Annotated in this window: 32 protein-coding genes; 31 read left to right on the top strand and 1 reads right to left on the bottom strand. The window is 69.2% G+C overall.

The features are described 5' to 3' along the window. The first annotated feature begins 62 nt into the window (after positions 1-62). From GWK61_RS15310 to GWK61_RS15290, 5 genes are all read left to right on the top strand, one after another. Positions 63-392 carry a hypothetical protein gene (locus GWK61_RS15310; protein WP_194909035.1) on the top strand — a complete coding sequence of 110 codons (330 nt, stop codon included), beginning with the start codon at positions 63-65 and terminating at the stop codon, positions 390-392. Positions 393-469: 77 nt separating this feature from the next. Further along, positions 470-1,048 (top strand): hypothetical protein, encoded by a 579-nt coding sequence (locus tag GWK61_RS15305; RefSeq protein ID WP_194909034.1) that lies wholly within the window; start codon positions 470-472, stop codon positions 1,046-1,048. A 278-nt stretch (positions 1,049-1,326) separates the two neighbouring features. Continuing rightward, the gene (locus tag GWK61_RS15300) at positions 1,327-1,590 is read left to right on the top strand and encodes a hypothetical protein (protein WP_194909033.1); all 264 of its coding nucleotides are present in this window, start codon (positions 1,327-1,329) and stop codon (positions 1,588-1,590) included. 46 nt (positions 1,591-1,636) lie between these two features. After that, positions 1,637-1,840, top strand: a complete 204-nt coding sequence (locus GWK61_RS15295) for an antitoxin VbhA family protein (protein WP_194909032.1) — start codon at positions 1,637-1,639, stop codon at positions 1,838-1,840. Further along, entirely contained in the window at positions 1,837-2,538 is a 702-nt protein-coding gene (locus GWK61_RS15290; RefSeq protein WP_323747575.1) for a Fic/DOC family protein, read from the top strand. Before GWK61_RS15295 ends, GWK61_RS15290 begins: the two co-directional genes overlap by 4 nt. A 202-nt stretch (positions 2,539-2,740) precedes the next feature. On the opposite strand, the gene GWK61_RS15285 is transcribed toward GWK61_RS15290, so the two are convergent. Continuing rightward, complete coding sequence (locus GWK61_RS15285) at positions 2,741-3,121, bottom strand: hypothetical protein (RefSeq protein ID WP_194909031.1); 381 nt, start codon at positions 3,119-3,121, stop codon at positions 2,741-2,743. Between the two features lie 469 nt (positions 3,122-3,590). Here GWK61_RS15285 and GWK61_RS15280 point away from each other — a divergent pair, with 469 nt between their 5' ends. From GWK61_RS15280 to GWK61_RS15160, 26 genes are all read left to right on the top strand, one after another. Beyond that, positions 3,591-3,851: a hypothetical protein gene (locus GWK61_RS15280; RefSeq protein ID WP_194909030.1), complete on the top strand. Its 261-nt coding sequence runs from the start codon at positions 3,591-3,593 to the stop codon at positions 3,849-3,851. 130 nt (positions 3,852-3,981) lie between these two features. Continuing rightward, positions 3,982-9,015, top strand: a complete 5,034-nt coding sequence (locus tag GWK61_RS15275; RefSeq protein WP_194909029.1) for an ATP-binding protein — start codon at positions 3,982-3,984, stop codon at positions 9,013-9,015. 296 nt (positions 9,016-9,311) lie between these two features. Beyond that, positions 9,312-9,560 carry a hypothetical protein gene (locus GWK61_RS15270; protein WP_194909028.1) on the top strand — a complete coding sequence of 83 codons (249 nt, stop codon included), beginning with the start codon at positions 9,312-9,314 and terminating at the stop codon, positions 9,558-9,560. A gap of 99 nt (positions 9,561-9,659) precedes the next feature. Then, positions 9,660-10,589, top strand: a complete 930-nt coding sequence (locus tag GWK61_RS15265; RefSeq protein WP_194909027.1) for a hypothetical protein — start codon at positions 9,660-9,662, stop codon at positions 10,587-10,589. A gap of 722 nt (positions 10,590-11,311) precedes the next feature. Then, entirely contained in the window at positions 11,312-11,788 is a 477-nt protein-coding gene (gene ssb, locus GWK61_RS15260; protein WP_194909026.1) for a single-stranded DNA-binding protein, read from the top strand. Positions 11,789-11,862: 74 nt separating this feature from the next. Beyond that, the gene (locus GWK61_RS15255; protein ID WP_194909025.1) at positions 11,863-13,062 is read left to right on the top strand and encodes a hypothetical protein; all 1,200 of its coding nucleotides are present in this window, start codon (positions 11,863-11,865) and stop codon (positions 13,060-13,062) included. A gap of 533 nt (positions 13,063-13,595) precedes the next feature. After that, positions 13,596-14,168, top strand: a complete 573-nt coding sequence (locus tag GWK61_RS15250) for a hypothetical protein (protein WP_194909024.1) — start codon at positions 13,596-13,598, stop codon at positions 14,166-14,168. Positions 14,169-15,169: 1,001 nt separating this feature from the next. Beyond that, positions 15,170-15,463: a hypothetical protein gene (locus GWK61_RS15245; RefSeq protein ID WP_194909023.1), complete on the top strand. Its 294-nt coding sequence runs from the start codon at positions 15,170-15,172 to the stop codon at positions 15,461-15,463. Between the two features lie 5 nt (positions 15,464-15,468). Then, entirely contained in the window at positions 15,469-15,684 is a 216-nt protein-coding gene (locus GWK61_RS15240) for a hypothetical protein (protein WP_194909022.1), read from the top strand. Beyond that, on the top strand, positions 15,681-15,998 hold the full coding sequence (locus GWK61_RS15235; RefSeq protein ID WP_194909021.1) for a hypothetical protein: 318 nt from the start codon (positions 15,681-15,683) through the stop codon (positions 15,996-15,998). The genes GWK61_RS15240 and GWK61_RS15235 overlap by 4 nt, the downstream gene beginning before the upstream one ends. Before the next feature lie 4 nt (positions 15,999-16,002). After that, positions 16,003-16,221 carry a hypothetical protein gene (locus GWK61_RS15230; protein ID WP_194909020.1) on the top strand — a complete coding sequence of 73 codons (219 nt, stop codon included), beginning with the start codon at positions 16,003-16,005 and terminating at the stop codon, positions 16,219-16,221. Beyond that, the gene (locus GWK61_RS15225; RefSeq protein WP_194909019.1) at positions 16,221-16,460 is read left to right on the top strand and encodes a hypothetical protein; all 240 of its coding nucleotides are present in this window, start codon (positions 16,221-16,223) and stop codon (positions 16,458-16,460) included. The genes GWK61_RS15230 and GWK61_RS15225 overlap by 1 nt, the downstream gene beginning before the upstream one ends. 183 nt (positions 16,461-16,643) lie before the next feature. Beyond that, positions 16,644-16,982 (top strand): hypothetical protein, encoded by a 339-nt coding sequence (locus tag GWK61_RS15220; RefSeq protein WP_194909018.1) that lies wholly within the window; start codon positions 16,644-16,646, stop codon positions 16,980-16,982. Positions 16,983-17,633: 651 nt separating this feature from the next. Next, complete coding sequence (locus tag GWK61_RS15215) at positions 17,634-18,191, top strand: DUF7447 family protein (RefSeq protein ID WP_194909017.1); 558 nt, start codon at positions 17,634-17,636, stop codon at positions 18,189-18,191. Positions 18,192-18,194: 3 nt separating this feature from the next. Further along, positions 18,195-18,662: a hypothetical protein gene (locus tag GWK61_RS15210; RefSeq protein ID WP_194909016.1), complete on the top strand. Its 468-nt coding sequence runs from the start codon at positions 18,195-18,197 to the stop codon at positions 18,660-18,662. A 46-nt stretch (positions 18,663-18,708) separates the two neighbouring features. Beyond that, complete coding sequence (locus GWK61_RS15205; protein ID WP_194909015.1) at positions 18,709-19,101, top strand: hypothetical protein; 393 nt, start codon at positions 18,709-18,711, stop codon at positions 19,099-19,101. 2 nt (positions 19,102-19,103) lie between these two features. After that, on the top strand, positions 19,104-19,403 hold the full coding sequence (locus GWK61_RS15200) for a hypothetical protein (RefSeq protein WP_194909014.1): 300 nt from the start codon (positions 19,104-19,106) through the stop codon (positions 19,401-19,403). A gap of 101 nt (positions 19,404-19,504) precedes the next feature. Beyond that, positions 19,505-19,900 (top strand): hypothetical protein, encoded by a 396-nt coding sequence (locus GWK61_RS15195; protein WP_194909013.1) that lies wholly within the window; start codon positions 19,505-19,507, stop codon positions 19,898-19,900. Further along, complete coding sequence (locus tag GWK61_RS58520; protein ID WP_267254270.1) at positions 19,897-20,028, top strand: hypothetical protein; 132 nt, start codon at positions 19,897-19,899, stop codon at positions 20,026-20,028. Before GWK61_RS15195 ends, GWK61_RS58520 begins: the two co-directional genes overlap by 4 nt. A gap of 1 nt (position 20,029) precedes the next feature. Beyond that, the gene (locus GWK61_RS15190; protein WP_194909012.1) at positions 20,030-20,785 is read left to right on the top strand and encodes a hypothetical protein; all 756 of its coding nucleotides are present in this window, start codon (positions 20,030-20,032) and stop codon (positions 20,783-20,785) included. Between the two features lie 13 nt (positions 20,786-20,798). Further along, positions 20,799-21,164: a hypothetical protein gene (locus GWK61_RS15185; RefSeq protein ID WP_194909011.1), complete on the top strand. Its 366-nt coding sequence runs from the start codon at positions 20,799-20,801 to the stop codon at positions 21,162-21,164. Continuing rightward, complete coding sequence (locus GWK61_RS15180) at positions 21,161-21,412, top strand: hypothetical protein (RefSeq protein ID WP_194909010.1); 252 nt, start codon at positions 21,161-21,163, stop codon at positions 21,410-21,412. The genes GWK61_RS15185 and GWK61_RS15180 overlap by 4 nt, the downstream gene beginning before the upstream one ends. A gap of 2 nt (positions 21,413-21,414) precedes the next feature. Beyond that, complete coding sequence (locus GWK61_RS15175; RefSeq protein ID WP_194909009.1) at positions 21,415-21,996, top strand: DUF6927 domain-containing protein; 582 nt, start codon at positions 21,415-21,417, stop codon at positions 21,994-21,996. Between the two features lie 556 nt (positions 21,997-22,552). After that, a complete protein-coding gene (locus tag GWK61_RS15170; protein ID WP_194909008.1) occupies positions 22,553-23,035 on the top strand; it encodes a hypothetical protein in 483 nt (160 codons plus the stop codon). After that, positions 23,026-23,274, top strand: a complete 249-nt coding sequence (locus tag GWK61_RS15165; protein ID WP_194909007.1) for a hypothetical protein — start codon at positions 23,026-23,028, stop codon at positions 23,272-23,274. Before GWK61_RS15170 ends, GWK61_RS15165 begins: the two co-directional genes overlap by 10 nt. Further along, on the top strand, positions 23,265-23,714 hold the full coding sequence (locus GWK61_RS15160) for a hypothetical protein (RefSeq protein WP_194909006.1): 450 nt from the start codon (positions 23,265-23,267) through the stop codon (positions 23,712-23,714). Before GWK61_RS15165 ends, GWK61_RS15160 begins: the two co-directional genes overlap by 10 nt. Positions 23,715-23,874 lie beyond the last annotated feature (160 nt).

The raw sequence follows: 23,874 nt of genomic DNA, 5'->3' as shown, positions 1-23,874 counted from the left end.
AGCCCGACCAGGCTCCCGGCCGGACCGCTTCCGACACCGTCACCCAGCCTGCAAGGAGAACCGTGCTCACCCTGAAGACAGCCCGCGAGACCGCCGATGGCTGGAGCGGCGATGCGCTGTCGCACTTCGCAGCGACCGGCGACATCACCTGCCGCACCCGGATGCTCGCCGACATCCGCGCCGCGCGCCTGCTGTGCGCGCAGACGGTGGCGGACTACGGCCCAGCCATGATCGACAGCCCGGAGGGGATGGACGAGGCCGCGTTGGCCGAATGCGAACAGGCGGTCCGTGACCTGTCGGCGCTGGCTGAGTGGACCGCGAGGCAAGGCCGATGCCAGGACTCCGGCAGCTGCACCTGCACCCCCGACGACTCGTCCGCCCGCCGAGGCTGACGACAGCCGCTGGGGACGCCCGATGGCACCGGGCGTCCCCAGCGTCCAGACCACGACCACCCATACCAGGAGATCCTGTGCGCGCACCCGTCCCCACCACCGTCGACCGACCGCCGCGCGTCCGCGCCGACCTGGCGGTCCACCTGAGCGGGCACCACGACACCCAGGCCGTCACGCTGGCGGGCAGCATCCTGCTCGTCATGCCCGCAGCCCGGATCCGCCTGGCCCACCCGCAGCCCGCGCTCGCCGCCCACACCGCCTGGCTCGACGCGATGACGCTGGCCGACGACCTGTTCGGCGAAGGCGGACCGCAAACGCCAATGTCCTGGCCGGATGCCGCCGCCGTCTCCGGCCACGTTGCCTTCGCCGGGCCCGTCGCCGGGGCCGCTGTGGACGCCCTGGCTGCGGCGGCAAGCCCGACCGGCGCGGCGCAGATCAGGGTCCGTCTCGGCGGTCTGCTGGTCATCGCCGTCGACCGCGACGCAGTCCGATGCCAACACGCGCTGTGGACCACGGCCTACCGCCACGCTGCCGAGCTGTGGCCGACCGCGCCCGCCGACACTGCCGACCAGCTGGTCGCAGCGGGCCCGGCGCTCGCCCCGCTTCCCGGAGGTGGCTTCAATCCCGCTGCCCTGACCAGCCCGGTCGGACGGTAGGTGAGCGGCTGAACCAGGCCGCTCGTGCCACCGAAGCAGGACGGAGCACGGAGACAAGGTTCGACAGCGCGGTTACGCCGAACCAGGCCGTACGCCCCCGTCACCGGCCCGAGCGGCCGACTCGCCTCCGCAGGCGCGCGGACGCGGTGGCCGGCGCATCGAGCGCCGGCCACCGCGGCGCACCGGTTGGCGTTTCATAGCGACCATGCTGGCGACTTGCCGATTGGTGCGCCGATCAGCAAGGCTCGAACCTTCCCCGCCGGAAGGAGCGCGAAGCCGTGGCCGAGACCGTCCAGTTCGAGATCATCGACATGGTCACCGGCCAGGTCCTGGCCACGCAGGCTGGCGAGGTGCCCAGCATCCTGGACGCCGTATGCGCCCGGATCGACGCCCAGCTCGCGGTGAACGGCGAGGGCGCCGCCGCGATGCGCTTCCATCTGGCCGTCCACGCCGTCGGCTCCGGCGGAGAACGCGCATGGGCCGGGGAGCGCGTCCACCGCCCCGGAGCCCAGGACTGGGCGCCCGGATCCCACGTAACATGATCACGTTCCCGTCCCGCGGCGGGCCGAGCAGAAAGGAGCACCGAGCATGACCAGCCAGAACGACGAGCCCACGGCGGACGGCCGGCGCGCGGCGCTGGAGTCGGCCCGCGCCTCGGTCCGCGCCGAGGGCCTAGTCCCAGGCCCGGAGTTCGACGCCGACGCCGAGGCCTACGTGGCTGGCACGCTCAGCGTCGACGAACTGGTCGAACGCGCCGAGCAGCGGCACCGAAAGCCCGGTGCCGCGTCGTGAGCCTGGACCCGTACACCGACTCGGCGACCGGGCTGCTGCGTAACTCCCTGGGCATCACCGACCGCGACGAGCTGGCCGCCGCCGAAGCCGACATCACCACCGCCCGGATCATGCGGCTGGCCCAGCGTCCGATCCCCGGCCGCTACGATCTGCCCCACCTCCAGGCGATCCACAAGGAGATCTTCGGCAGCATCTACCCGTGGGCCGGACAGATCCGCACCGTGGAGATCGCCAAGGACGCTACCCAGTTCTGCCGCACCGGCATGATCCGCGCCTTTGCCGAGGACGTGTTTGGCACCCTCGCCCGCAAAGACCACCACCTGCGAGGACTGGGCCGTGAGGAGTTCCTGACCAAGCTCGCCGACCTCTACGGCGACGTCAACGCCCTGCACCCGTTCCGTGAGGGCAACGGCCGGACCCAGCGCGCGTTCCTTGCCCAGCTCGCCGCCGACGCCGGCCATCGGCTGGACTGGACCGGCATGGACCCTGAGCGCAACCGCCTGGCCTCCATCGCGAGCGTCATCGGCCCGAATGCGCCGCTGAGGATGATGCTGGCCGAGCTCACCGCGCCGTTCGCCGCCCCCGTCGCGCCCGGTCAGTCGGCGGCTTCCGGGCCCCTCGCCGCGCCGCTGCCCGTTGCCGTCCCCAGCCCGCCGGTCCAGCACGACGCGACGCCGCCGATCCAGCCGCGTCCGTAGACCGGCCGGGACGCGCAAAGGGCCGGCGGACACACCCGCACGCGGGTACCCCTAAGGGCATTGGCACGTATCCGCCGGCCACAGACCACGGCGCCCTCGCGAACGAAGGAGCTGTGACCCCCAGGATATGGCACCTAGACGACAGCCCACTGGCGAATCCTGCGTCAGCCAGACCCGGGGGCTGGTGCAGTAGAGGGCCGGTCTAGGCGAGCGTGGTGGTCGCGCCTTCAGGCAGCAGCGGCACGATCGCCGCCCGGGCACGCTCCAGCCGCCGGACGGCATCGGCGCAGCGCAAGCTGAACGCCAGACGGTGATCGTCGCGAATGTGGCGCCGGTCGGCGAAGCCGAGTCCCTCCGGGGTGACGCGGCCGACTTGCCGGGCGATGACCGGGTACGGGTCCTGGCCGTGCGGGAAGTGCGGAAGCGGGTGTACGACCAGGTGCCACCATCCGTCGCGGCGATCGTCGCCCGCATCGTGCCAGATCTGGACGACCGGTCCGCCCAGCGCGTGGCCCAGAGTCGGGATCCCCGGCCAGTCCTTCCCACCCAGCGTCCTTGCCGCTGCCGCCCGATCCGCGCCCATCCGGGGATCGCTTCCAGCTGCGCGCCGGCATTGACCAGGAGCCGCAGCTGCGCGACGGCCCCGGGCCAGGCCGCGCGCCGCGCGCCGCGGGCGCCGAGCAGCAGGCCCGCCCACTGCGCGAGAAGGTCGGCGCGGTCCCCGACGCGCGTGCGCAGCGATGCGACCGCCCCCGCGTGCGGCCAGCGCCGGGCGACCACGAGCGAGACGTGCCCGGACAGCTTGGCGATCGTGATCCCGTCCTGGTAGCTGCTGATCTCGGACACACTTAATCGCACTGGTGTTCCATACGACGCTGGGCGGCAGCCGGACGACCGGGACGCCGGACCGCGGCTGCCTCGGCGGGCGGTCTTGCCATAGCCGACCTCTAGCCTCGTAGTCCCCATCCGCCGCAGAGAACGAGGACCGAGCCGTGAATGTCACGCAGACCGTGTCCATGCCGCAGCGCAACCGTCCATCTATTCCCCGTCAGGTGTTCTCGACGACTTGCGAGGTGCCCGTCGGCGGCGAGGGCGACACCGGAACCCTCACGGTCTCCACGGTTCCCGGCGTGGGCGTCGTCGCGGTCGACCTGCGGGTCGCCAAGCACGGCTCCACGCTGGCGGCGCTGGCCGAAGCCACGGCGGCCGCCGTCACTCTGGGACTGCGATCCGGGGCCTCGACCAGCGCATTCCGCGGCCTGGGCTTTGCGGGACTGAGCCTTGCGGCTCTTGGCGAGGCGATCAAGGACTGAAATGGTCGACGGTGAGCAGCGGCTCCTTACCGGACGACGTGTGCTGCTGCCCACGGCGATCGACGCGCGGCTGTCAGCCGTGCTGGTTGATTCGGGGTACGTAGGCACGTAGATCGGCGATAATAGGCCGATGTCGTCTGCTTCGTCGACCGGAGGGGCCGGGGGTGCCTCAGGGGTCGGAATCGAGGGCCGTATCACGGCCTGGGTGGCCTGCCATGTTCTGGCTCGGCGCACTGTGGTGGAGTTCGACGTGGCCGGGGTGCCGGTCTCTGTGGGTGGCCAGACCAGCCACGGGGTCGACGACGTCGGTGTGGTGCTGGACGACGGTGGCTACGTACTGATTCAGTCCAAGAAGAAGCTGACACGATCTGAGCTCGACGACAGCGACCTAGCTGACGCGCTGCGGCAGGTCGTGGCAGTGTTCCGCGACGGGCTGCGAGTCGGCCACGAGTCCAGTCTTATCCGCCCGGTCGATCCGGTTCGCGACCGTCTGGTGATCCTCACCGACCAGGACGCGCCGCCCACGGTGCGGGAGGACATGGCACAGGTGGTCAGCCGACTCGCTCATCTGCCCGCCACCGAGCCATTCGACGGCGTGGCCCGCAATAAAGGCCAGGCCACGGCCCTGAGAGTGCTACTTGAGCACCTGCGCAGAGAATGGAGCGCCCACCCCGCCCCAGCCAAACCGAAGGGCAAGACGAAGGGTGTCGCAGCACCGGTAACAGGCTCCCAGACGGCGGCGGGATGCGGCCACGTTCCCGGGGACACACCCACCGACGATGAACTTCGAGCGCTGTTTCGCGTGCTGCGGGTGTGTGCGGTAGGTCTCTCCGCCGGCCAACCGGAGCGGCGCGCTGCCGAAACTCTGGCCGGACCTCTGCTGTCGGTCCCGGCGGTGGCACCGCAGCTATTCGAGCGGCTGGCGGGTCTGGGCCAGATGCTCGCCGAGGCCCAGCAGTGGCGTGGCCGAGATGCGCTCAAGCAGCAGCTGCGCAGCTGGGGCCTTGAGCTGGCCGTGGAGCCAGACGTCCTGGTTGACGTGCAGCGTTTGAAGGACCTGACCGGTGCGGCGCTGGAGCTCGACTCTGGCCACATCACTATTCCCGGAGGCAGCCGGTTCCACCTGCAGCGCGATGTCGTCGCCGTTCTGGCTGCGGCTGCCGCGGCGCCGGAAGCACTCGCCGTGGTCGGCGAGGCCGGCGCGGGCAAGACCGCAGCGGTGGCACAGCTGGCGCAACAGTTCCGGACAACCGGCGGGGACGTGGTGTATTTGACGGCCGAGACACTGGCCGGAACCGGCGCGGACGCCCGCGTCACGCTCGGATTGAACCACGACCTGCAGCAGGTGCTGTCCGGCTGGGAGGGACCAGGGCACGGGTTGCTGATCATTGACGGGCTGGATGGCGCACGTCTCGCGGAGCCGTCGGTCTGGCTGCGCGAACTTGTCGCTCACCTGCAGCAGAGCCGCTGGCATGTGGTGGCCAGCATGCGCATGTTCGACCTGCAACGCGGCCGGGCCTGGCAGAGGCTGTTCCCGGGTGCGGCACCAGATCTGAACCGCGCGGTCGCCGGGCTGCCCGACGTGCGGCACGTGCTGGTCGCCCCGCTGAACGACGCCGAGATCACCCTGGCTACCGGCGCGCACGCTGGCCTGGCCAAGCTGGTCGACGTCACCTCGGCCGCGCCGGGTTTCACCGGTCTGATCCGAAACATGTTCAACCTGGCGATCGCCGCTGACCTGCTGGCCGACCCGGATGTCGACATCGCCCGCGTGGGGGGCGCGGCTTCCCAGCGCGACCTACTGCGGGCCTACTGGCAGCGGCGCGTCACCGACTACGCACGCGCCGGGGTGCTGCACCAGTTGGCTGCGCGGATGCTCCAGATCCGCAGGCTTAGGGTGCCGAACCCCCAAGCCGTAGTGGACAGCGCTGGACAGAAGGTGCTGGAAGATCTGCTGCGTGACGGGGTGCTGCGCACCGAGCCTGCGGCGGTGGGTCCGGACCCAGTCGCGTTCGCGCACACAGTGCTGTTCGACCACGCCGTCAACGAGCTGATCCTTTCTGACGGAGACGATCCCGAGAACCTAGCAGCGGTGCTCGAGCAGGATCCAGATCTGGCCATTGTGGCCCGGCCCAGCATCGACATGCACCTGCGCGACTGGTGGTCAGCGGACCGGTCGGCCTTCTTCCGTCTCGCGCTGCAGTTGGCGACCGATCATCCTTCCGCCGCCGCGGCAGCAGCGGCCGTGATGGTTGAGGGCGGACTGTCTGAACAGGACCTTGAACCGCTAGCGCAAGCATGCTTGACCGGACCCGCGCAGACGACCGCCCGCACCTTCGCCGCCCGGCAGCTTGGCGCGGCACTGATGGCCCCCGGCCTGCTGGCGGCGGTCGGCGCCGCAGCCGCCGGACCCGTCTCGTCCCTGGCAGCCCAGCTCGCGCGCACCGCGCGGGACCGGGACGACGTCGGGTTGGCCGTCGTGGCCAGGGTGCTGGTGAATCGTGCTCGGACGGCTGCTGGCGACGGCGGCCCGGGGGCCGCCGATCGCGCCGAGGCGGCGCTGGCGGTGATGGCGACGGCTTTGGCCTCCCCGGAACCCGGCGAGCGCCAAAGTCTTGCCGCGAGCATCGCCGATGCTTTGGCCGATGCTGCCGCCCTGGATCCGGCCGGGGTAGAGGCGGCGGTCACAGAAATCTGCAGTAAGCAGGCAATGGCCGCGTGGGGTCCGGCCGTGGTGCATGGGCTGGCCCGCCGGGTGACGGACCTGGCGGCTCTGGCCCCGCGGGCGGTGTTGGTACTGGCTGAGACGCTATGGGGATTCCGCGACCCTAACCCCGAGGAGTCCGTACCTCTGGGCCGGTCATCCATCCTGTCCTACAGCAGCACGCGCGGCGGCGAGATGGCCATGGCCCAGTTCGAGATCGGCGTCCACTTCCCGGAGCTGTTGGCCGCCGATCCCGTATTTGCCGCACGGATCTACCTGGCGGCGATGCAGGCCATCACCCCGACGGCCGACCCGTGGACGGTGCCGACTGAGCCCGATTCCCCGGACGGCGATCCGACAGCCGCGCCAGCGGCCCCTCAACTGCCGCAGGTAGTTGAGGGCGACGCCTTGGAATGGCTCGGAGATCACGAGACGCTGGCACGGATGACCGGACAGCTGGCCGACCGCCTGCTCCTCCTGGCCGACCCGGCTGCCCCCGGGCACGACTCGGATGCCGCGACCGAGATCATTAACGTGCTGACCGGGCTGCGCGACGCCGCAGCGTGGAATGTGCTGCTGGACCGCGGCTCCGACGCCCCGGCGACCGCCGGGGTGGCTCTGGCCGCCCTGCTGCCCGGCGGACGTCTCCTGGCCCATCCGCACACCGCCGAGGCGGCAGCCCGCCTCCTGGCCACAGTGCGCGACCTAGTCGACGATGATCTCCACGCCGCCATCGAGGTACAGATCTTGGCCGACCGCTCCGGCTTCCACGGACCTGCCAGCACTCAGGCCGTCGCCTGGCGGACCGGCATGCTGCTAGGCGTGCTGCGACGAGACAAGCTCACCGACATCGAGGCACGGCAGATCCTCGATGACTATGACGCCTCCGGACATGCAGCCCCGGCCCCGACGCCACGCGGCGGCCCCGGGCTCGGCGCCCGGGCACTTGACCCCTCACTCCTTCCGGGCCTGCTCGGGCGGCCGACCGCCGAACCCGGGCCAGCCGATGCCATCGACCAGGCCCTGTCGAAGGTCTTCGATCCCGACCCGGCCGGCGCCTCTGAAGCCCGGTGGCAACTGGCGGACGCCTTCACCGCCGCCGCCGACAAGCTCGGGAACAACATCGCCGCCACCGTGACCGAAGACGAACGGCTGCTGCAAGCGGCAGTCCGGGCCGCCGCAGTCCTGGCGGACGACGCAGCGATGGCGATCGATACTGCGCTTGCCGAGCGTCTTGCGACGGTGCTGCTGGCTTGCGCCGGGCAGGCCGCATCCCAGTCGCCACCACCGGGATGGATGCTGGCAAAGACAGTCGAGGGCATGGCCGCACTGCTCGCGATCGAGAGCACCCCACACCGGGCGCAGCTGAGCTCAGCGCTGGAGGTGCTGAGCCAGATGCCGGATGGTGCGGTGCAGGAAGCCGCCGCCGGAGCCACTCCCATCCGGTGGCCGGACCTGCAAACGCGGCGTACGAAGGTCATCGAGTACCTGCGCGCCACCGAGGGGGATGCCCAGGCGGCCTGGCTCAACCAGCTCGCCGCCATCGCGATCAACGATCCTGCCGCCGGCGATGCCGCCCTAGCCGACCTCGCCGGCGGCGAACCCTGGACGCTGCTGAGCCGGGAGCCGGAGTCTGGCAGCCCTTCGGGATCCATCAGCGCGAACCGGCCGCTGCGCCAAGCCGTCGAGCTCGCAGTCTGGCTGACCGTGGCTGCGCAGCAACCGCAGGCCAGCGCGACTGCAAAGGCCTGGCTGTCGCATCCGGCTGACCATCCGGTCCGGGCCGAGCGTGCCTGCGTTGACCTGATGGACTACTTCAAACTCTCCGGAGCCACTGCACCGGGGCGCCGAGCCCTGGCCGACGCGTTCGCTCTCGCAGCGCTGCCGCTGCCAGCGGCGCGCCAGGCCTGGGCCGACTACCAGGCCCAGCCTGCGGAACCCGGCGCCAGCGAGCGCCTTCGCCCTGTCTTGGACGTCGCCGTCGCTGTCGCGCGGGCGATCCACCTAACCAGCGGGGAGTCCACGGCGTTCACCCGTGGCGGGCTTCAGGACCGCGACGGCCAAGAACCGACAGCTCAAGACCTCGATCGGCTCGCCCAGGACCGGCAGGTGTTCGCCGACCTGGCCTTCCCCGTGCTGGAGCAGCTCGGCGGCGTCGGTCACCCGCGTGTGGCCGAGGACACGGTGCGGACTTTGATGCACCTGGCCAGCGCCGATCCGCTGCGGGCATTGCTGGCCGCGCGCGACGCGATCGTCGCCTCACCCGGGTATCACCAGGAGCCCCGCGCCGAGGAGACTGTTGTGGAATTGGTTGAGCGTTACCTCAGCGATTTCCGCGCGGTGACGGTCGGACAACCGGACGCCGGCAACGCCCTGCGACAGATCATCGACCGGCTCGTTGACGCAGGATGGGATCGCGTCATCTCGTTGTCACAGACCATGTCCGAGGTATTCCGGTAGCGGCCTAGCGGGCTTTGCTTCGCGATCGGGCCGCCGACGCCGTCGATCCGTGTCCCCTGGCGAAGGAGGAGGTCGACCAGGAGCACCGGCCGGTAGTGACTCGGGCCGCCCGATCAGCGCTGCGGACCCACAAGTTGTGATTGTTGAAGTGGGCCAGCGCCACGGGCTGTGGGATGACGACTTGTTCTGTCTACGCTACCGATTGCGACGCGGATAGAAGCTCAGTTGTGCGCTTCTGCAGTCCAGAGAGATACCGAGCAGGAAGCGCGGTCTGTTAAGGCTCTCTGATTTTGTAGGTGCCTGCTCTCTTCGATGGCGTGTCTGGGCGGCTCAGGGAGGCGGCGGTGTGGTCCGGCCTTGGGGACGGCACCGGCAACCTGACCGGAAGGGCCGATACGCTGCCTGCCAGCGGCCGTGCCGTGTTCTCCCAGCAGCGTCGGTTGCGGGTGATGCTGCCGAACGTCACCGGTGCCCCGGCCGCCTGCGTTGAGCAGTTCGGCAGCAGGGGGATAAGCAGGAGCCTTCCGGGCGACGGCGAACAATAGTGCGAGCAAGGTGACGTGAAGGGTGCCCGAACCGGATGGGCCGCGACCCCCCCCAAGAAATGCGCGGACATCCCGCCGGGAACGGCCTACCGTCAAGGCATGACAGCCAAGTACTCCATCCCCGGCGCGCCGATCCCGCTGATCCGCGCGGCCCGCGATGAGCTGGAGGCGCAGCTCGCCATGTTCAAGCGCGCTCCGGAAGAGTACTTCAAACACCGACCGTCGAACTGTCCCAACTCGACCGAGTTGGCGTTCTTCGACCTCGTTCCCGACAAGGTCCGCCCCAGCCAGCACCGGCTGTGGATGCAGACACTCAACCTGACACGCCTGCTCGCGACCAACGTGTACGACCACGTCAATAGCCTGCGGAACGTCCTGTCCGAGCAGGAGATCCCCCTGTTCGCTCATCTGACGATCGGCCGGCCAGCGTGTGAGAGCACCGCGACGATCATGTATCTGCTCGACACGGGCATCGGGGCCCAGACGCGCCTGACCCGCGGCTCCGCCCTGCTGTATGCGGATGCAAAGCACCAGACGGCGCTTGCGGCGGAGTATCCCCCGGCTGTCCGGCCGCAGATGGAGGCTACTGCGCAGAAGGAGTTCGATCAGCTCAAGGGAGAGATCGACGCGGCGGCCATCACGGTTGAGAAGGACAAGTCCAAGAAGGATTTCAAGCTGGTCCTCGGCCACCACTCCGCGCTGATGAAGCCGAATTTGACCAAGCTCGTCACCGATGCCTTTCCTGACCGCCCAGGTGCCTACCGGATTACGTCAGGCGCAATCCACGGGTCGCACCAGACACTGAACGCGCTTACCACCAACACCACGGCAGATCAGGTCATGTTCCAGGCGGATCTCGCCGAAGTCGGGGCCTTAGTGTCTCTCGCGATCGAGGCCACGGGAAAGACCCTGGCGGCATTTGCGGCGTACTACGGCGTCGGCGGCGAGGCCGAGGCACGTGCGACTCTTCAGCGGGTCGACATCATGAACGGGCATATTCGGGATTTGAGAAGCCTCTCCGCGCCGTAGCGGTTTACGGCGCCGCTACGGTGCAGCGCTTCGCACGCGCGAGTTGGCCCGCGAAGCTGTACGGCTAGGGCTTGCAGAGGTTTAACTGTGGGGTTGGCTCTCGTTGATGGCATGCCATCAACGAAAGCACCAACCTTCAAATTCAGGGAGCCTTAACACGGTCCTGACCGGAGGCGCTGAATCTAGCGGAGTTGCGGTCGGTGCCGCCGAGTGTGACGGTCGGGTTCGTCGTCAAAGGGCTACAAGTAGCCGGGAATATTGGGGTGTTCGTCCCCCCTGCCGCAGGCAGTATCCGGGGTCGGCCGGGCGCCTCAAGGGCGCGCCCTGCGGTCGCGTCACGCGAGACCGGCCACGCCGGCCCCTGACCCGCCCGGCCTCTGGGCCCCGGACCCGGGCAGCTATCAGGGGGACGGGGGCAGAGCGGGAACCTGGCGCAAGTCGTGGTTCGGGTCATGCTGGCCGGTGGATGGTTGGCATGAAAAGCGCAGGTCAAAACCTGTCCACAGCTTGACTTAAATACAATAACCCTATAGTATTGTCCCTGTTGGGAGGGGATGGCACCCCCGACCGGCAGGCAAGACAGATCACGGCTTTCCCCCAGAACGGCGACCCCGATGCGTGTGGCATGCGCGAGGCGGAGTGCCGTTCGCCCCCGACTACGGGATCGGCTTCGGTCCGTGTGGCGGGACTCGTATCGAGCGGAACTGACGAAAGGCACTGACATGGCAGGCGAGACCACCCTGACGATCATCGGCAATCTGACCGAGGACATCGGCTTGAAGTTCGTCCCCAGCGGGGCGGCGGTCGCCAACTTCACCGTGGCCAGCACCCCCCGGACCTTCGACAAGAACACGAACGAGTGGAAGGACGGAGAGGCGCTGTTCATGCGCTGCACCCTGTGGCGCAAGGCGGCCGAGAATCTGGCGGAGAGCAACCTGACCAAGGGCACGCGCGTGATGGTGACCGGCGCTCTGAAGCAGCACAGCTGGGTGCAGGACGGCGTCAAGCGGACCGGCTTCGAGATGGACGTCGAGGAGATCGGCGTGAGTCTGAAGTTCACCCCTGCGACCGTCAACAAGACCGCAGCACGGTCCGGTGCGAACCAGGCCGAGGGCGGGTGGGGCCAGACGACCCAGGGCGCAGCGGCCGCCGACCCCTGGCAGGTTCCTGCGACAGCCGGAGCCGGGCGCCCCTTCTAGCCTCCGCCCGGAGTGCGCCGCCGCGACGGTACGCGGCGGCGCACCCGCTCATCACCGCCTTGGACGGACCTGCGATGACCTTCACCACGAAGTCCCCAAGCGGCCTGCTGGTCCGCGCCGACGTCGAGTACGACGAGCTCGGCCTCACCTACTACCGCCTCTACGCCCCGCATGTACGCGGAACCCTTACCGTCCACCCCGAAGCCCCCGCCGGCGAGGCGGACGACCCGGACGCCTACACCTGGCTCCAGCTGACGTTCGGCCGCTACGACGCGGCAGAGTCGCCAAGCTCCTACGCCGACCGCGTGAGCGTCTACACCTGCCAGCTCTACGGCAACATCACGATCGTCCCCGATGCGGAGAAGGACACTCGAGATCACCTGCGCGACCCATGGAGCCGGATACACACCGGTCCCTATGGGATCGTCCGGGCCGCGAGCTGGCAGAGGATGCGGGAGGTCGGCGAGGCCGTGATCGCCCAGCATCGCGCCGACCCCCGGACGCGCCGACAGCACACGGCGTACCTGCGAGCCCTGTCCGACGCGCGGATCGCGCGGATCTCCCGCGAGGCCGACTCCCTGCGCGACAGCGTGCGGTGGCTGGCCGAGTGCGAGAGCCGGTTGCGCCGCTGGACGGTGCTACGCGGCCCGCGCCCGGCCGCCGGGTACGACGCGAGGATCGGCGGGCTGCTGGCCGGTTGGCTTGACGAGCGGTTCGCAGGGCATGCGGCGCACGGCGACGGTGAGCGCTCGCTCTACCTGGCCTGGACCGCTGCGGCCCGGGAGTCCTATGAGAACCACTTCTACCCCGCCTGCCGGGTCGTCGTCCCGGACGTCGAGGGGATCGCGGAGCTGATCGCCCACCTGGCCGCAGCTGCCGTCCAGGCGCCCGGGGCCACCGTGCGCGCGGACGCCCGCGCTGTCGTCCGCCGCCTGGCCGCCCACCACCCGGACCTGGAAACCCTCGCAGGCGCCTCGGGCTCCAGGCCGACCCCTCGCGCCGAATGTCCCCGGACCGGCGATGACACCGCAGGTCCGGACCGTTTACCTGCCACCACCATCACGAACGGAACCCCAACAATGACGCCCGCTGCCAACGAGCCACCGATCCCCGCCCGAATCCATGCGGTGTCCGCCGGATTCATGGCCTTCACCACCCTGCTGCTGCACATCGTCGGGTTCGCCTGGCCGATCAGCGTCCTGGCCGGATGCGGTGTTGCCGCTCTGCACTTTGGTGCAGTGCTCGCAGGCCGCGCCTTCGTGCGCCGCCGCTGACCGCACCCCGCCTCGCCGCCGAGCTGGCGGCGATGGCCCGACGCCGCCACCGAAGCGGCGCGCCGCTCGTGAAGGACGTCAGCACGGCCGACGGTAGCCCGGACCACTGGCCGGCACGGCGTCTGCCGCGCCGGCCAGTGCCGTAGAGGTCCGCGCCTTCGGCGCGGGCTGTCTCGGCTTCCCGGGGCGCGTCTTCGCCACGCCGGGGTGTTTCGTTTCCCCTGCGCCGCGGCCAGTATCCGGGGTCGGCCGCCCGCGTCAAAGGCGCTCCCCGGCGGTCGCGTCACGGTGTGACCGGCTGCGCCGGCCCTTGACCCGGACGCCCTCCGGGCCCCGGACCCGGCGGCAGCTATCAAGGGGAACGGGGGAGAACCGCAACCCACCCCGTAACCCCCGCCGACCTGCGCTCGTGCGAGGCCACCCCGCCTGACGTTGGGTTGACCACACGTTATTTATACTATAAACTAGATTCAATGGGTCAAGGGAGGGCAACCCGAGACCAGCCCGCGAAGCACGTACGAAGGGACGTCTCTATGTCGTCGATCCAGCCGCAGACCTTCATCTGTCCTGACTGCCAAGGTACGACCGAGCTGGTCAGCCAGTTCTACCCGACCGCTCCGTGTCGGCTGTGCGTTGGTGGGAAGGTCACCGTCGACCAGTCGGCGATCAAGGCGGCGCTGCTGTCCACGCGCGGGGCGAACGAGGGCCGGTTCCGTCGCAGCCGTCCGGCCCTGCCGTACGACGGAGGTGTCTACGGGGCCGCGTACTGCTGGCGGATGATCCGCTTCGACACCGGCGCCGACATGACGATGCCGATGAACGCGGCCCTCTACGTCGGGATACCCGGCAAGGAGATTACTGCGGCGCTGGACGCAGCCGTCGCCGTCATCGGCGCCGAACTGTTCGGCAAGACCGCCATGCTGCGCGGCTCGGCCCGCTGGCACGCCGCGATGACCGGGGACTACCGGCTTGCCGACGTGCTCGGCGTCGGCGCGGGCACCGTCGGATCCGATATCGGCGGGCCCCGGGAATCTCCGGAGTACTGGTCCGAGCAGCCCGCTGCCGAACTCGCCGCAGCTCTGATCTCCCCGGACGTCGAGGACTGACACTGTCACGGGCCGGGTGCCGACTGGCGCCCGGCCGGCCGGAGGGGACTGCCTGTGAGCTATCCACTTGCCGAACCGTGGTGCGCCGAATGCGGTGAGGATCTTGGCGACCACGCCAGCCTTGCCTACGGTGACTGCGTGGTGTGCGGACGGTTCGTCTGCGAGGCCTGTGACGCCGGGTACGACCCCGGCACCGGCCACAGCGTGTGCCCACCCCACGCGCGACATCCGGCGGCGGCCGGATTCCAGTCCTGACCGGCGCGGCCATCAATCCCATCTGCGTGCGAATCCAGCTCGTGGGCCACGCTCGTATGCGATCCGCACCCTGCGGACCGGGATCGGCACCGAGGCTGCCCGCGTCGGGACCGCCCTTGCCGAGAAGGGCCGTCCGGTCCACAAGCGGGCCGCAGCGAGCAGTGCGACGCGGCAGATAATCAGCATCCTGTGTCCGGCGTCGGCCGACGGCCACCGGCAGCGCGCCTCGCGCCATCCATCGAACCGTCGTTGATCCGGAACGCGCCGCGGGCCGCGCGTGTGGGAAGCCGTGAAGGACACGCCTGCGGCATGACTCTGCCTTCTGTGCGGCTTCGCCGCGCCCGGGGTGTTCCGTTCCCCTGCGCCGCGGTGATTATCCGGGGTCGGCCGTCCGCCTCAAGGGCGCTCCCTGACGGTCGCGTCACGCGTGACCGGCTGCGCCGGCCCTTGACCCGGCCGGCCTGAAGGCCCCGGACCCGGCGGCAGCTATCAAGGGGACGGGGGAGGAGTGAAACCCCACCCCGCAACCCCTGCCGACCAGGCGGCAGGGGAAGCGCCACCTTCAGTAAACTTGACCGTTGGTTGTTGTGGCTATAATATGGATGTATCAGGTCGAGGGAGGGCAACCCGAGACCGGCCCGCGAAGGTGACCGAAAGGCAGATGGGACTTGGATGAGCTGGTTTACGTGGACGGGCGGGGCGTCCGGAAAGCGTGGAGTGCAGCGAACGCCTACGACAATAGGGTCTTGAAGAGCAATCTGGACGTCAACGGGATCGCCGCCACGACGTACTGTGGCGCGTGGGCGCCGTGGGCAGGGGATTCGGGCGTGGACCGGCAGGGCTTTTCGGTGAAGGTGTCCGGTCCGCGCGGCGCGTACTTCCTGACTTGGCACACGCTGCCCGGTCCGACCCGTTCGGCCGGGGGCCGCATCGAGGCCCGCTTGATTGACCCCGACACCGACGAGTATCTGATCTGCCCGGCGCGCTGCATCGAGTGGGGCGAGGGCATGTACGACGAAATCAGGGGGCTGATCGGATGAGCCGGATGGAGGCGAAAGGGACCGGCTTCCTTCTGGTCACGCTGATCAACGACGGCGAGGCTGACGACCTGATGGTCTTCCCCCTGGTGGAGGACCAGGACCTGATCCGCCGATGGGCCAGGCTGAAGGGCTACCGCGACACCGACCTCTACATACGGCCGACACCGCTGAACTGCGCCGCCGAGCTGTTCGCCGATGAGATGCGGAGGAGGACCCGGTGATGGTCTACACGGTGTTCATTGAGGACTTCGAGCGCTTCGGCGAGCCCGGCACGTCCGTCTACGTGCTGGACGCGCCGAGCGCGAGCCAGGCGCAGGCCGATGCCGTCGCACGCTATTGCGTGGACGAGCAGCGGTACGACTTCGCGGACTACACGTTCACAACGCGTCCCCAGGTCACCTTCTCCATTCTCGGAGCCCCGGTCCACCCTGCCGATCGGGACGGGGCGTCCTATACCGACACGCGATCGGACGCCAGGCGACGACAGCGGACGTGGTCCGCGATCCCGTGGCTGTTCGACGACGAGGAGGACTGAGGGCGTGAACGTCACTGCACACCCCGCGATCCCCGGCCTCTACAACGGCTGGGGCGACGGGTTCTTTTCGACGATCCGCGCGATGAACCTCCCGGAGGGTCGGTGCTGGCGGACGCACGCCTACCGCACCGAGGAGAACGACACGCACAGCTATCTTGGCGACTTCGCCAGCCGTGACGCCGCCGCCACCGCCATCGCCGAGTGGTTCCGAGGGGAGCGGTAATGGCCGCTCAGGCGATGACAGCCCGCGACAGGGCGAGCATGCGGATCACGAACGTGTATCGCGCCTACCGCGACCGGTTCGACGCGAAGGAGACGCCGGTCGACGTGATGACGGACATGATGAGCGATCTCATGCACCTAGCGGACGCATTCGGTTGCGACGGCCCGTCCGTGGCAGCGCGTGCCGAGCGCCGTTACCAGGAGGAGGCGGCGGCCGGACCGCCGCCCGCCAGGAGGTGAGCTTGCCCGTGCCGGGCGATTGTCGGCCGTTCCCGATGACCGCACTCGATCGGGGCGGCGAGTGGGTCGTCTCGGCGGACCCGAAAGCCGACAGCCGCGTTCGAGACCGGATCTGGACGGGCGCCTGTCCGGCGCTCGCCGCCACGCGGACCGATGACGAGAACCACGGATAGGAACGATCGCATGTGCCGGGAAGGCTTCCGTTGCCCGCTGCCGAAAGGACGGCAGAAGTACGTCGTGGACTTCGACCGGCCCGGCGCCATGCGCAAGGTCGACCACCCGGTCGAGGCCGCCGAGCTACCGGTGTACCTGCTGGACCTGCTGACCGAGTGCGCGTTCACCGTTCTGGGCCGTCCGATGCCCGGCGAGCGCGAAGACCTTGAGCACCTGCACGAGATGGGGTTCCTGGTCCGCACGTTCGACGACTTCGCGCCGAACGCCAGCGGCATGCGCGCCGGGAACCGGCACTGGTACCGCAAGACCTATGGCCTGGCCGCGACCCAGTTCGAGGCGGGCAGGTAGGACACGGTCGAGCCGATCGGAATCGACGGCCGACACGCCCCGCGCCGCAGGGCCCGCACCCGGCGCCGAAGAGCCGTGGCGTCCCAACCTTGACCCGGCGGAGGCGCAAAGGACATCGGCGCGGCCGACGGCTGCCCCGACCACTGGCCGGCGCGGCGTGCGCCGTGCCGGCCGCCGTAGAGGTCCGCGCCTTCGGCGCGGGTTGTTCTCGGTTCCCGGTGTGCGGCTTCGCCGCGCCCGGGGTGTTCCGTTCCCCTGCGCCGCGGCCAGTATCCGGGGTCGGCCGTCCGCCTCAAGGGCGCTCCCGATGGTCGCGTCACGGTGTGACCGGCTGCGCCGGCCCTTGACCCGGCCGGCCTGAAGGCCCCGGACCCGACGGCAGCTATCAAGGGGACGGGGGAGGAGCGAAACCCCACCCCGCAACCCCCGCCGACCTGCGTTGGCGTAGTGCCGACCGCAAAGAATGAGTTGACTATGGGTTCATGATACTATAAACTGGATTTACAGGGTCGAGGGAGGGCAACCCGAGACCACACCCACGAAGACAGTCGGAACACAAGGTGCGTCGGATGCTCGCGGCGACTCGAACAACGGGCCGCGACACCGATTCCCTTCCGGCTCCAGCGCTTGCGCGACAGCGAAAGGGAAGACGTGACCACCCTCACGACCGAAACCCGCATCCACCACATGAACAGCATCGACCGGATCATGCAGGAGGCGGAGAACCACGGCCACCATTTCTTCTCCCCGTCCAACATGGTGGCCTTCCGCTCGATCGTCGACGACGAGGTGTTCGTCGGCGAGGACGGCGCCTACTTCGTCACCAGTGAACAGATGTCCGGCGACTTCTGGGCCGGAGGCATGGGGAGTATCGCCAAGGCTTTTGGCTCGACGGACGCGGATTTGAGGCGAGAGCACCCGCGCCTCTACTCCGTGAAGCGCGCGACGCTGACCGACGACTCGTTCGAGATCGACAACGCGGGCAAGGGCCGCCAGATCTCGGAGGACCGGGCGGACGCGATCGAGTACGCCCGCCACCTGGCCTACGACAAGCATGCGTGCGCGGTGTGCGGCGGGAAGCTCGTGCCGAACGACTACATCCCGACCGGCTACCCGGACGCGGAGTTCCTGCACGTCGGCCAGAGCTGGACCGACCTGGACGACGCCGACCACATGCCCGTGCGGGCCGAGACCGGTCGAGAGGGCTGAACAATGCGAGCCACTGCTATCGACACCCTGACCGAGGTCCTGTTGATGGGTTCGGGTCCGCTGTCCTGGGCCCACGGCGAGATCAAGGCCGCCATCCAGCGGCACCCCGACAAAGCCGACGAGCTGCGGTCCTCTGTTCACCTGTTGAAGGTGACGCATGAGCGCATGGAAACCGAGTTCGTGTTCCGGGGCCATGCTCGGGAGATCCTGGAGCGGGTCGCGGCGGGCGCGGACACCCGGCCGGGAACCGCGGCGGAGGTGGTCCTGGCGGCATCCCAGGCGAGCAAGCTCGCACCGATGCACGACGTCGGTAACGGCCTGATGGGCCGCATGTGGGCCCAGGCCTTCCCCGACCATCCCGTTCTCGCGGACCGCCAGCAGCACCACGAGGGACTGGACAGGCCACAGATCGACGACCTAGAGGCGCTGATTCGAAAGAGGACCGCCAAGGACTGGCGGTACCCGCACTGATCCCGCTTTTTGACACTGATATCAAGATCTAGCCAAGGATTTGGTAATGGAGAGTGTAAGCAAGCTGTATCGGGGTCAGCACGAGCTGCCGCATATGTCACAGGTTCTCCGGCGCGACCTGCGGGAACGGACGATCCGCGACAACTTCGGAGCGAGGCAGCACGGCGTGCGGCTGAGCCCCGAGCAGGCGCAAGCCTCATTCGAGGGGCGGGGGCCCGGCCGGAGCATGGCCCGCCCCTACCAGTTCCTCATCTACTCGGTCGGCTCGTTCGGCACATCCGACATGGCATTCGAGACGTACGACGACTTCACGGCATGGATGGACGCCTACGGCATCTCATTCGTCCACGGCGAGCCGCCGACGGCCGGCGACTACTTCGAGCTTCAGCTCCCGGCCGACGACTCGGCGTTCCAAGAACTGATCGCCACAGGGGATTGACCGTGTCCGACCAGACCCCGGAGCCGGCCTCCAACGACGGGCCCGCGCCGCCGCGCTACCCGGAGTGCGGCGGCGCGGGCCGGGCGATCGACGCCCTGTACCACCGCATCCGAGGTGTCATCGAAGACGAAGACGGGTCGTGGAATGGCGGCGACGTCGTCGACGCGGTCGCCGAGATGTTCCACGACCTTGGCTACGACCTGGACGCCCCCTACGGCCCCCGACGGCATCGTCTGACCGGCGATCGCCGCATGCGCTCCCATGGGCCGGGGCGTGCCCGGCGGGCCAGGGGCGGGAATTGAGTTGACCTAAGGTTCTTTATGCTATAAACTAGATTTATCAGGTCGAGGGAGGGCAACCCGAGACCCGAACCCACGAAGAACCGACGGAAAGGCAAGTGGCCATGACGTTGCCGCTGTCCACTCACTACGTTCCCCGCGCCGAGCAGCCCGGGTTCCGCCGCATGAACCAGGCCTCGTCCACCTACGACACGGACACCGCATCCGACCCGACGCAGCCGTGCGCGTACCTGAGCGTCAACGAGGCGTACAGCGCGGCCCGATTCGGCCTGCTCAAGGGCAAGCGCGCGTGCATCGCCTACTGGCAGAGCGGCGGCGCGCACGACTTCCCCAAGGTGTGGCGCGACTGGAGGCCGTATCGGTCCAGCTTCAAGACGGTCGCCGACGTGACCGTCAGCCCGAATCGCAACGCCTACCTATTCCTCTTCACTGACGGCACGTCGGCCGACACCACGACCTGTGACACCCTCGCCGTCCTGGACTTCCGGGAGGGCCGATGATCACCGTCCTGCCTCGCCAGTACGACGGTGACGACTTCGGCCGCTTCGCCGGAGGGCTGTACCGCAACGAAGCACGCTGCGATATGGATCGGGCGCAGGATCGCCACACGATCGAGGAGGGGGTCTGACATGGCATCTGCGTCGTTCCCTGTAGTGGCGCTGAGCCTGGACGGCAGCGACATCCGCGTCCGCGTCGTGCTCAAGGACGGCGAGGACTACCACCCGATCAACTTCTATGAGAAGGGCCGCAAGTACACCGCCATGGCCCGCGTCGAGGCGCGCGGCCACGTCGGCGAGTACGGCTCCACCTGGTGGGAGGAAGCGCGGTACTTCATGCGCCAGGAGGTCGGCATCCGCTCGCTGGATCTGGAGGAGACGCGCGCGGCGGCTAGGACGCTCGGGAAGGTCCACAAGCACGCGGCCGAGCGACCGGCACCCGATCACTTCACCCGCTTCGTGGCCGACTTCGCCAAGGCCCTGGGTCTGGGCGAGAAGTACGCGCTGGCCCGGCACCCCGGCACGTACGACGAGGACGACGGCCCGATCCTGTTCGGGGACCACGGGCACCTGCGCTCCTGGCTCGTCCATGCCGAGCGGGCGCGTCAGCTTCAGGCCGTCCGCGACCGGGGCGCGTGGCAGGCGGCCGTGGACTGCGCATGGTGGGACTGGTCGGCCGACGCATGGGCGGGAATGGGCCCGACGCACAAGCCCGAGGACCGGGACGCGGCGCTGAAAGAGTTCCGCGTGCCCGGCGGCGACGACTTCGCCCGCACGTGCGCCCTGGCCTTCGATCTGTCCTACCTCGACTTCCGCGAGGCCGAACGGGCGAAGCGCGAGGCCGAGACCGAGCGAGCCAGGCGCGACGTCATGGCCGCGAGCGAGTAGAGGGAGGCGACCGGTGACCGAAGAGACGACCGTGGAGCCCGCCTACACCGCTGGCTACAGCCTCCACGACAGCAAGGGCGACTGGCTCGGGACCGCCGAGGTCCGCGCCTACCAGCCGGCCGACGCCGTGGTATACGGCCGCAAGCCGATCACGACCACTCTGGGGAACTTTGACGTGGTCCTGTCCCGCCCCGACAGCGGGTCGAACTACTCGCTGGTCACCGTGTCCGGCCTGGAGACCGCACTACGGCAGGCCCGGCAGATCTGCAAGATCTGGGCCGGGGCCGGGGCCGGGGCCGGCGCCGGCGCAGGAGGGCACCTGCGGTTCGCCATCGACGGTGAACGCGGCATGGACCCGCTGCTGGCGGACGACCTGTGACCGGCCGTAGCGGGCAGATGCTCGCCGAACTCAAGCGGGCGGCCGACGAGCGGCGCGGCCACGCCGACCGCATACTGCTCCGCAGCCTGAGCGTCCATGTCAACGGCTGGAAGATCACCCCGGTCTACGAGCCGACCCTGAAGCACTGGTGCTACGCCCGCGAGATGCGCGGCGCCCAGTTCATCGCCAAACCCGAAGTGAGCGCCGCTGCGATCATCGCGCGCTGCACCACAGAGCAAGGAGCCTGACCATGGGCTGGACCACCACCGATCGGCGCGACGACGGCATGACCGACCGCGAGTTCATCGAGTTCTACGAGCTGCGCGGCGTGGAGATCCTGGACCACGCCAAAGCCGGCTCCACGCACTTCTTCGTCTACAAGCCCCCGAGCACCGGCCAGAACAGCGTCATCGTGGCGCTCACCGAAAGGCGCGGGGACGAGTTCGGCGTGAAGATCCTGGACGAGTCGGTCGGCCCCGCCGACGACCGCTGCCCCCGGCGAATCCTGGACCTGCTCGGGACGCCCCCCAACGAATGGGCCGCCCAGTGGCGGCAGCGATGCCACGACCGCCGCGCCGGGGCCGGAAAGACCGCGCTGAAAGCCGGGGATGTCATCCGCTTCGCCGCGCCGATCAAGTTCACCCACGGCCACGAATACCAGACGTTCGAGTTCGTGGAGCGCTCAACCTTCAAGGCCGACAGCACGGGCACCCTGGTCACCATCACCCGATGGCGCGAACGCACCGACTGGACCCTCCTGGTGGAAACCGGCCCTACCGCCGAACGGTACCCCGAGCGGCCAGCGGAGCCGAGCGTCGCCGGCCCCGCCTAGAACCGCGGGACTGAGCGCGGAGCCGATACCCGGCGCGGCAGATGCCGAGCCGGGTATCGGCCGTGTTCGACGCACCTTCGGCGCGGGCTGTTCCTGTTCTTCGGTGCGCGGCTTCGCCGCGCCCGGGGTGTCCCGTTCCCTGCCCCGCGGTAATTATCCGGGGTCGGCCGTCCGCCTCAAGAGCGCTCCCGTCGGTCGCGTCACGCGTGACCGGCTGCGCCGGCCCTTGACCCGGACGCCCTCTGGCCCGGACCCGGCGGCAGCTATCAAGGGGACGGGGGAGAACCGAAACCCACCCAGAGAACCCCCGCCGACCTGCGATCGTGCGCCGCCAACCCGCTCAATTAGTTGACCATAAGTCAATATTGCTATAAGCTGGATTCATCAGGTCGCGGGAGGGCACCCGAGGCCGACCCGCGAAGCATGAGAATGAGGACCCTGCGCATGGGCTATCGCACAATCATCGACGTCCGGTTCGTCGGCACCGGGAGCACCGAGCCGCGCCCGCGACTACCGCCTCTTCGAGCACTGGCGCGACGAGGGCGTCCACATACCGATGCTCGCCAAGTGGCTGCGCGCGCAGTTCTACGGCGGCCTCCTGGAGTGCGCCGACCTGGTCGACCATGCCGCACAAGGCTGGGACATGGAGCTGCGGCATCATGTGATCTACGGCCAGCCCGGCAGCGACCTTGGCGACGCCGGTTCCCACCACCAGCTGACCGTCCACACCCACGACGGCAACACCGACCACCGCTGGATCACCCTCGACACCCGCTGGCGACGGCCCGGCGAACCGTGGCGGCTGCACAGCCGAGCCGAAGGCGTCGAACAGATCGACCTGTGCGCGGCTGGGGAGATGTGGGCCAGGGCGCGACACGTCCGCGCCCGCATCAAGTCCGACGGATGCCAGCCGCACGGATGGCCGACCCCCGAACAGTACGAGCTCAACGCCGCGTTCCACGAGGCCGCCTGGCCCAGGCACATGAACCCCGACGGCAACCCCCTGCCCACTGCGCAGGAGGCCGCCTCATGGAACTGACCCGCACGACTCAGGCCACATACACCGAGGACCAGGTGCGTGCCGCCGCGCGCGGAGCCGCCGCCATGCTCGCGCGGGAGATCTCCGACGCCAACCGCGACACCGATCTCATCAAGCTGATGTTCCACGCCACGCTCCACCTGCTGCGCGAACCGGACGCCACGTTCGCAGACGTCGCGCACGAGGGCTACCAGTTCTCGGCCCAGGAGATCAAGGGGTGGTGGACCGGATGGAGCTGACGCCCGCGACGCCGGCCCCGGGGTGGACCGCCGGTCCGGGGCCGGGGGCCGTGCTCGGCTCGGATCGGGGCGCCCGCGTGACGGAGGTCGCCCGTGACCACGGCGCGGCCCTGGCCGAGCTGAAGGCCCGGATGGCCTCCGCCAGCTCCTGCTCCCGGCTCTTGGACTTCAGCGCCGTCCCCGTAAACCCCGCGCACGCCTGGGACCAGTTCCACGCCTGGCCTGACGCCCGGTGCTACCAGGTGACACTGGTACCGCCTGTCCCGGGCGACACCGAAGCACGTCCGCCGGACGCCGAGGTCCTGCCGTACTTCAACGCCCCCAGGCACCGCGCCAACCTGGCAGTGTTCGCCCGCGAGGCCGAGCGCATCGAGAAGCCCGCGCTGGCCGCCCGGCTGCGCGAAGCCGGGCACGTCCTGGCCCCGGACCGGCACACTTGAGCTCGCGACGCCCTGCGCACTGCCGTCGGCCAGATGACCGCCCTGGCTGGGCCCCCGCCGCCTACATCGACCGACCTGATCGCGGAACTGGCCCACGTCATCGCCCGCTACGGCCCAAAGTCCGGCTAAGCGGTCCGGCGAGCCTGGTAGGCAAGCAATC

This window comes from Catenulispora rubra (assembly GCF_015356825.1).
Classification (GTDB): domain Bacteria; phylum Actinomycetota; class Actinomycetes; order Streptomycetales; family Catenulisporaceae; genus Catenulispora; species Catenulispora rubra.
Note: the sequence above shows the minus strand (reverse complement) of the source record. Positions and strands in the feature narration are given on the sequence as shown.

Coding starts and splice junctions, on each gene's coding strand:
- GWK61_RS58520 (WP_267254270.1), top strand. CDS start 19,897: ATGATCACCGTCCTGCCTCGCCAGTACGACGGTGACGACTTCGGCCGC.
- GWK61_RS15170 (WP_194909008.1), top strand. CDS start 22,553: ATGCTCGCCAAGTGGCTGCGCGCGCAGTTCTACGGCGGCCTCCTGGAG.
- GWK61_RS15295 (WP_194909032.1), top strand. CDS start 1,637: ATGACCAGCCAGAACGACGAGCCCACGGCGGACGGCCGGCGCGCGGCG.
- GWK61_RS15210 (WP_194909016.1), top strand. CDS start 18,195: ATGCGAGCCACTGCTATCGACACCCTGACCGAGGTCCTGTTGATGGGT.
- GWK61_RS15160 (WP_194909006.1), top strand. CDS start 23,265: ATGGAGCTGACGCCCGCGACGCCGGCCCCGGGGTGGACCGCCGGTCCG.
- GWK61_RS15165 (WP_194909007.1), top strand. CDS start 23,026: ATGGAACTGACCCGCACGACTCAGGCCACATACACCGAGGACCAGGTG.
- GWK61_RS15250 (WP_194909024.1), top strand. CDS start 13,596: ATGTCGTCGATCCAGCCGCAGACCTTCATCTGTCCTGACTGCCAAGGT.
- GWK61_RS15205 (WP_194909015.1), top strand. CDS start 18,709: ATGGAGAGTGTAAGCAAGCTGTATCGGGGTCAGCACGAGCTGCCGCAT.
- ssb (WP_194909026.1), top strand. CDS start 11,312: ATGGCAGGCGAGACCACCCTGACGATCATCGGCAATCTGACCGAGGAC.
- GWK61_RS15275 (WP_194909029.1), top strand. CDS start 3,982: ATGTCGTCTGCTTCGTCGACCGGAGGGGCCGGGGGTGCCTCAGGGGTC.
- GWK61_RS15265 (WP_194909027.1), top strand. CDS start 9,660: ATGACAGCCAAGTACTCCATCCCCGGCGCGCCGATCCCGCTGATCCGC.
- GWK61_RS15225 (WP_194909019.1), top strand. CDS start 16,221: ATGGCCGCTCAGGCGATGACAGCCCGCGACAGGGCGAGCATGCGGATC.
- GWK61_RS15175 (WP_194909009.1), top strand. CDS start 21,415: ATGGGCTGGACCACCACCGATCGGCGCGACGACGGCATGACCGACCGC.
- GWK61_RS15285 (WP_194909031.1), bottom strand. CDS start 3,121: ATGGGCGCGGATCGGGCGGCAGCGGCAAGGACGCTGGGTGGGAAGGAC.
- GWK61_RS15190 (WP_194909012.1), top strand. CDS start 20,030: ATGGCATCTGCGTCGTTCCCTGTAGTGGCGCTGAGCCTGGACGGCAGC.
- GWK61_RS15255 (WP_194909025.1), top strand. CDS start 11,863: ATGACCTTCACCACGAAGTCCCCAAGCGGCCTGCTGGTCCGCGCCGAC.
- GWK61_RS15240 (WP_194909022.1), top strand. CDS start 15,469: ATGGAGGCGAAAGGGACCGGCTTCCTTCTGGTCACGCTGATCAACGAC.
- GWK61_RS15195 (WP_194909013.1), top strand. CDS start 19,505: ATGACGTTGCCGCTGTCCACTCACTACGTTCCCCGCGCCGAGCAGCCC.
- GWK61_RS15220 (WP_194909018.1), top strand. CDS start 16,644: ATGTGCCGGGAAGGCTTCCGTTGCCCGCTGCCGAAAGGACGGCAGAAG.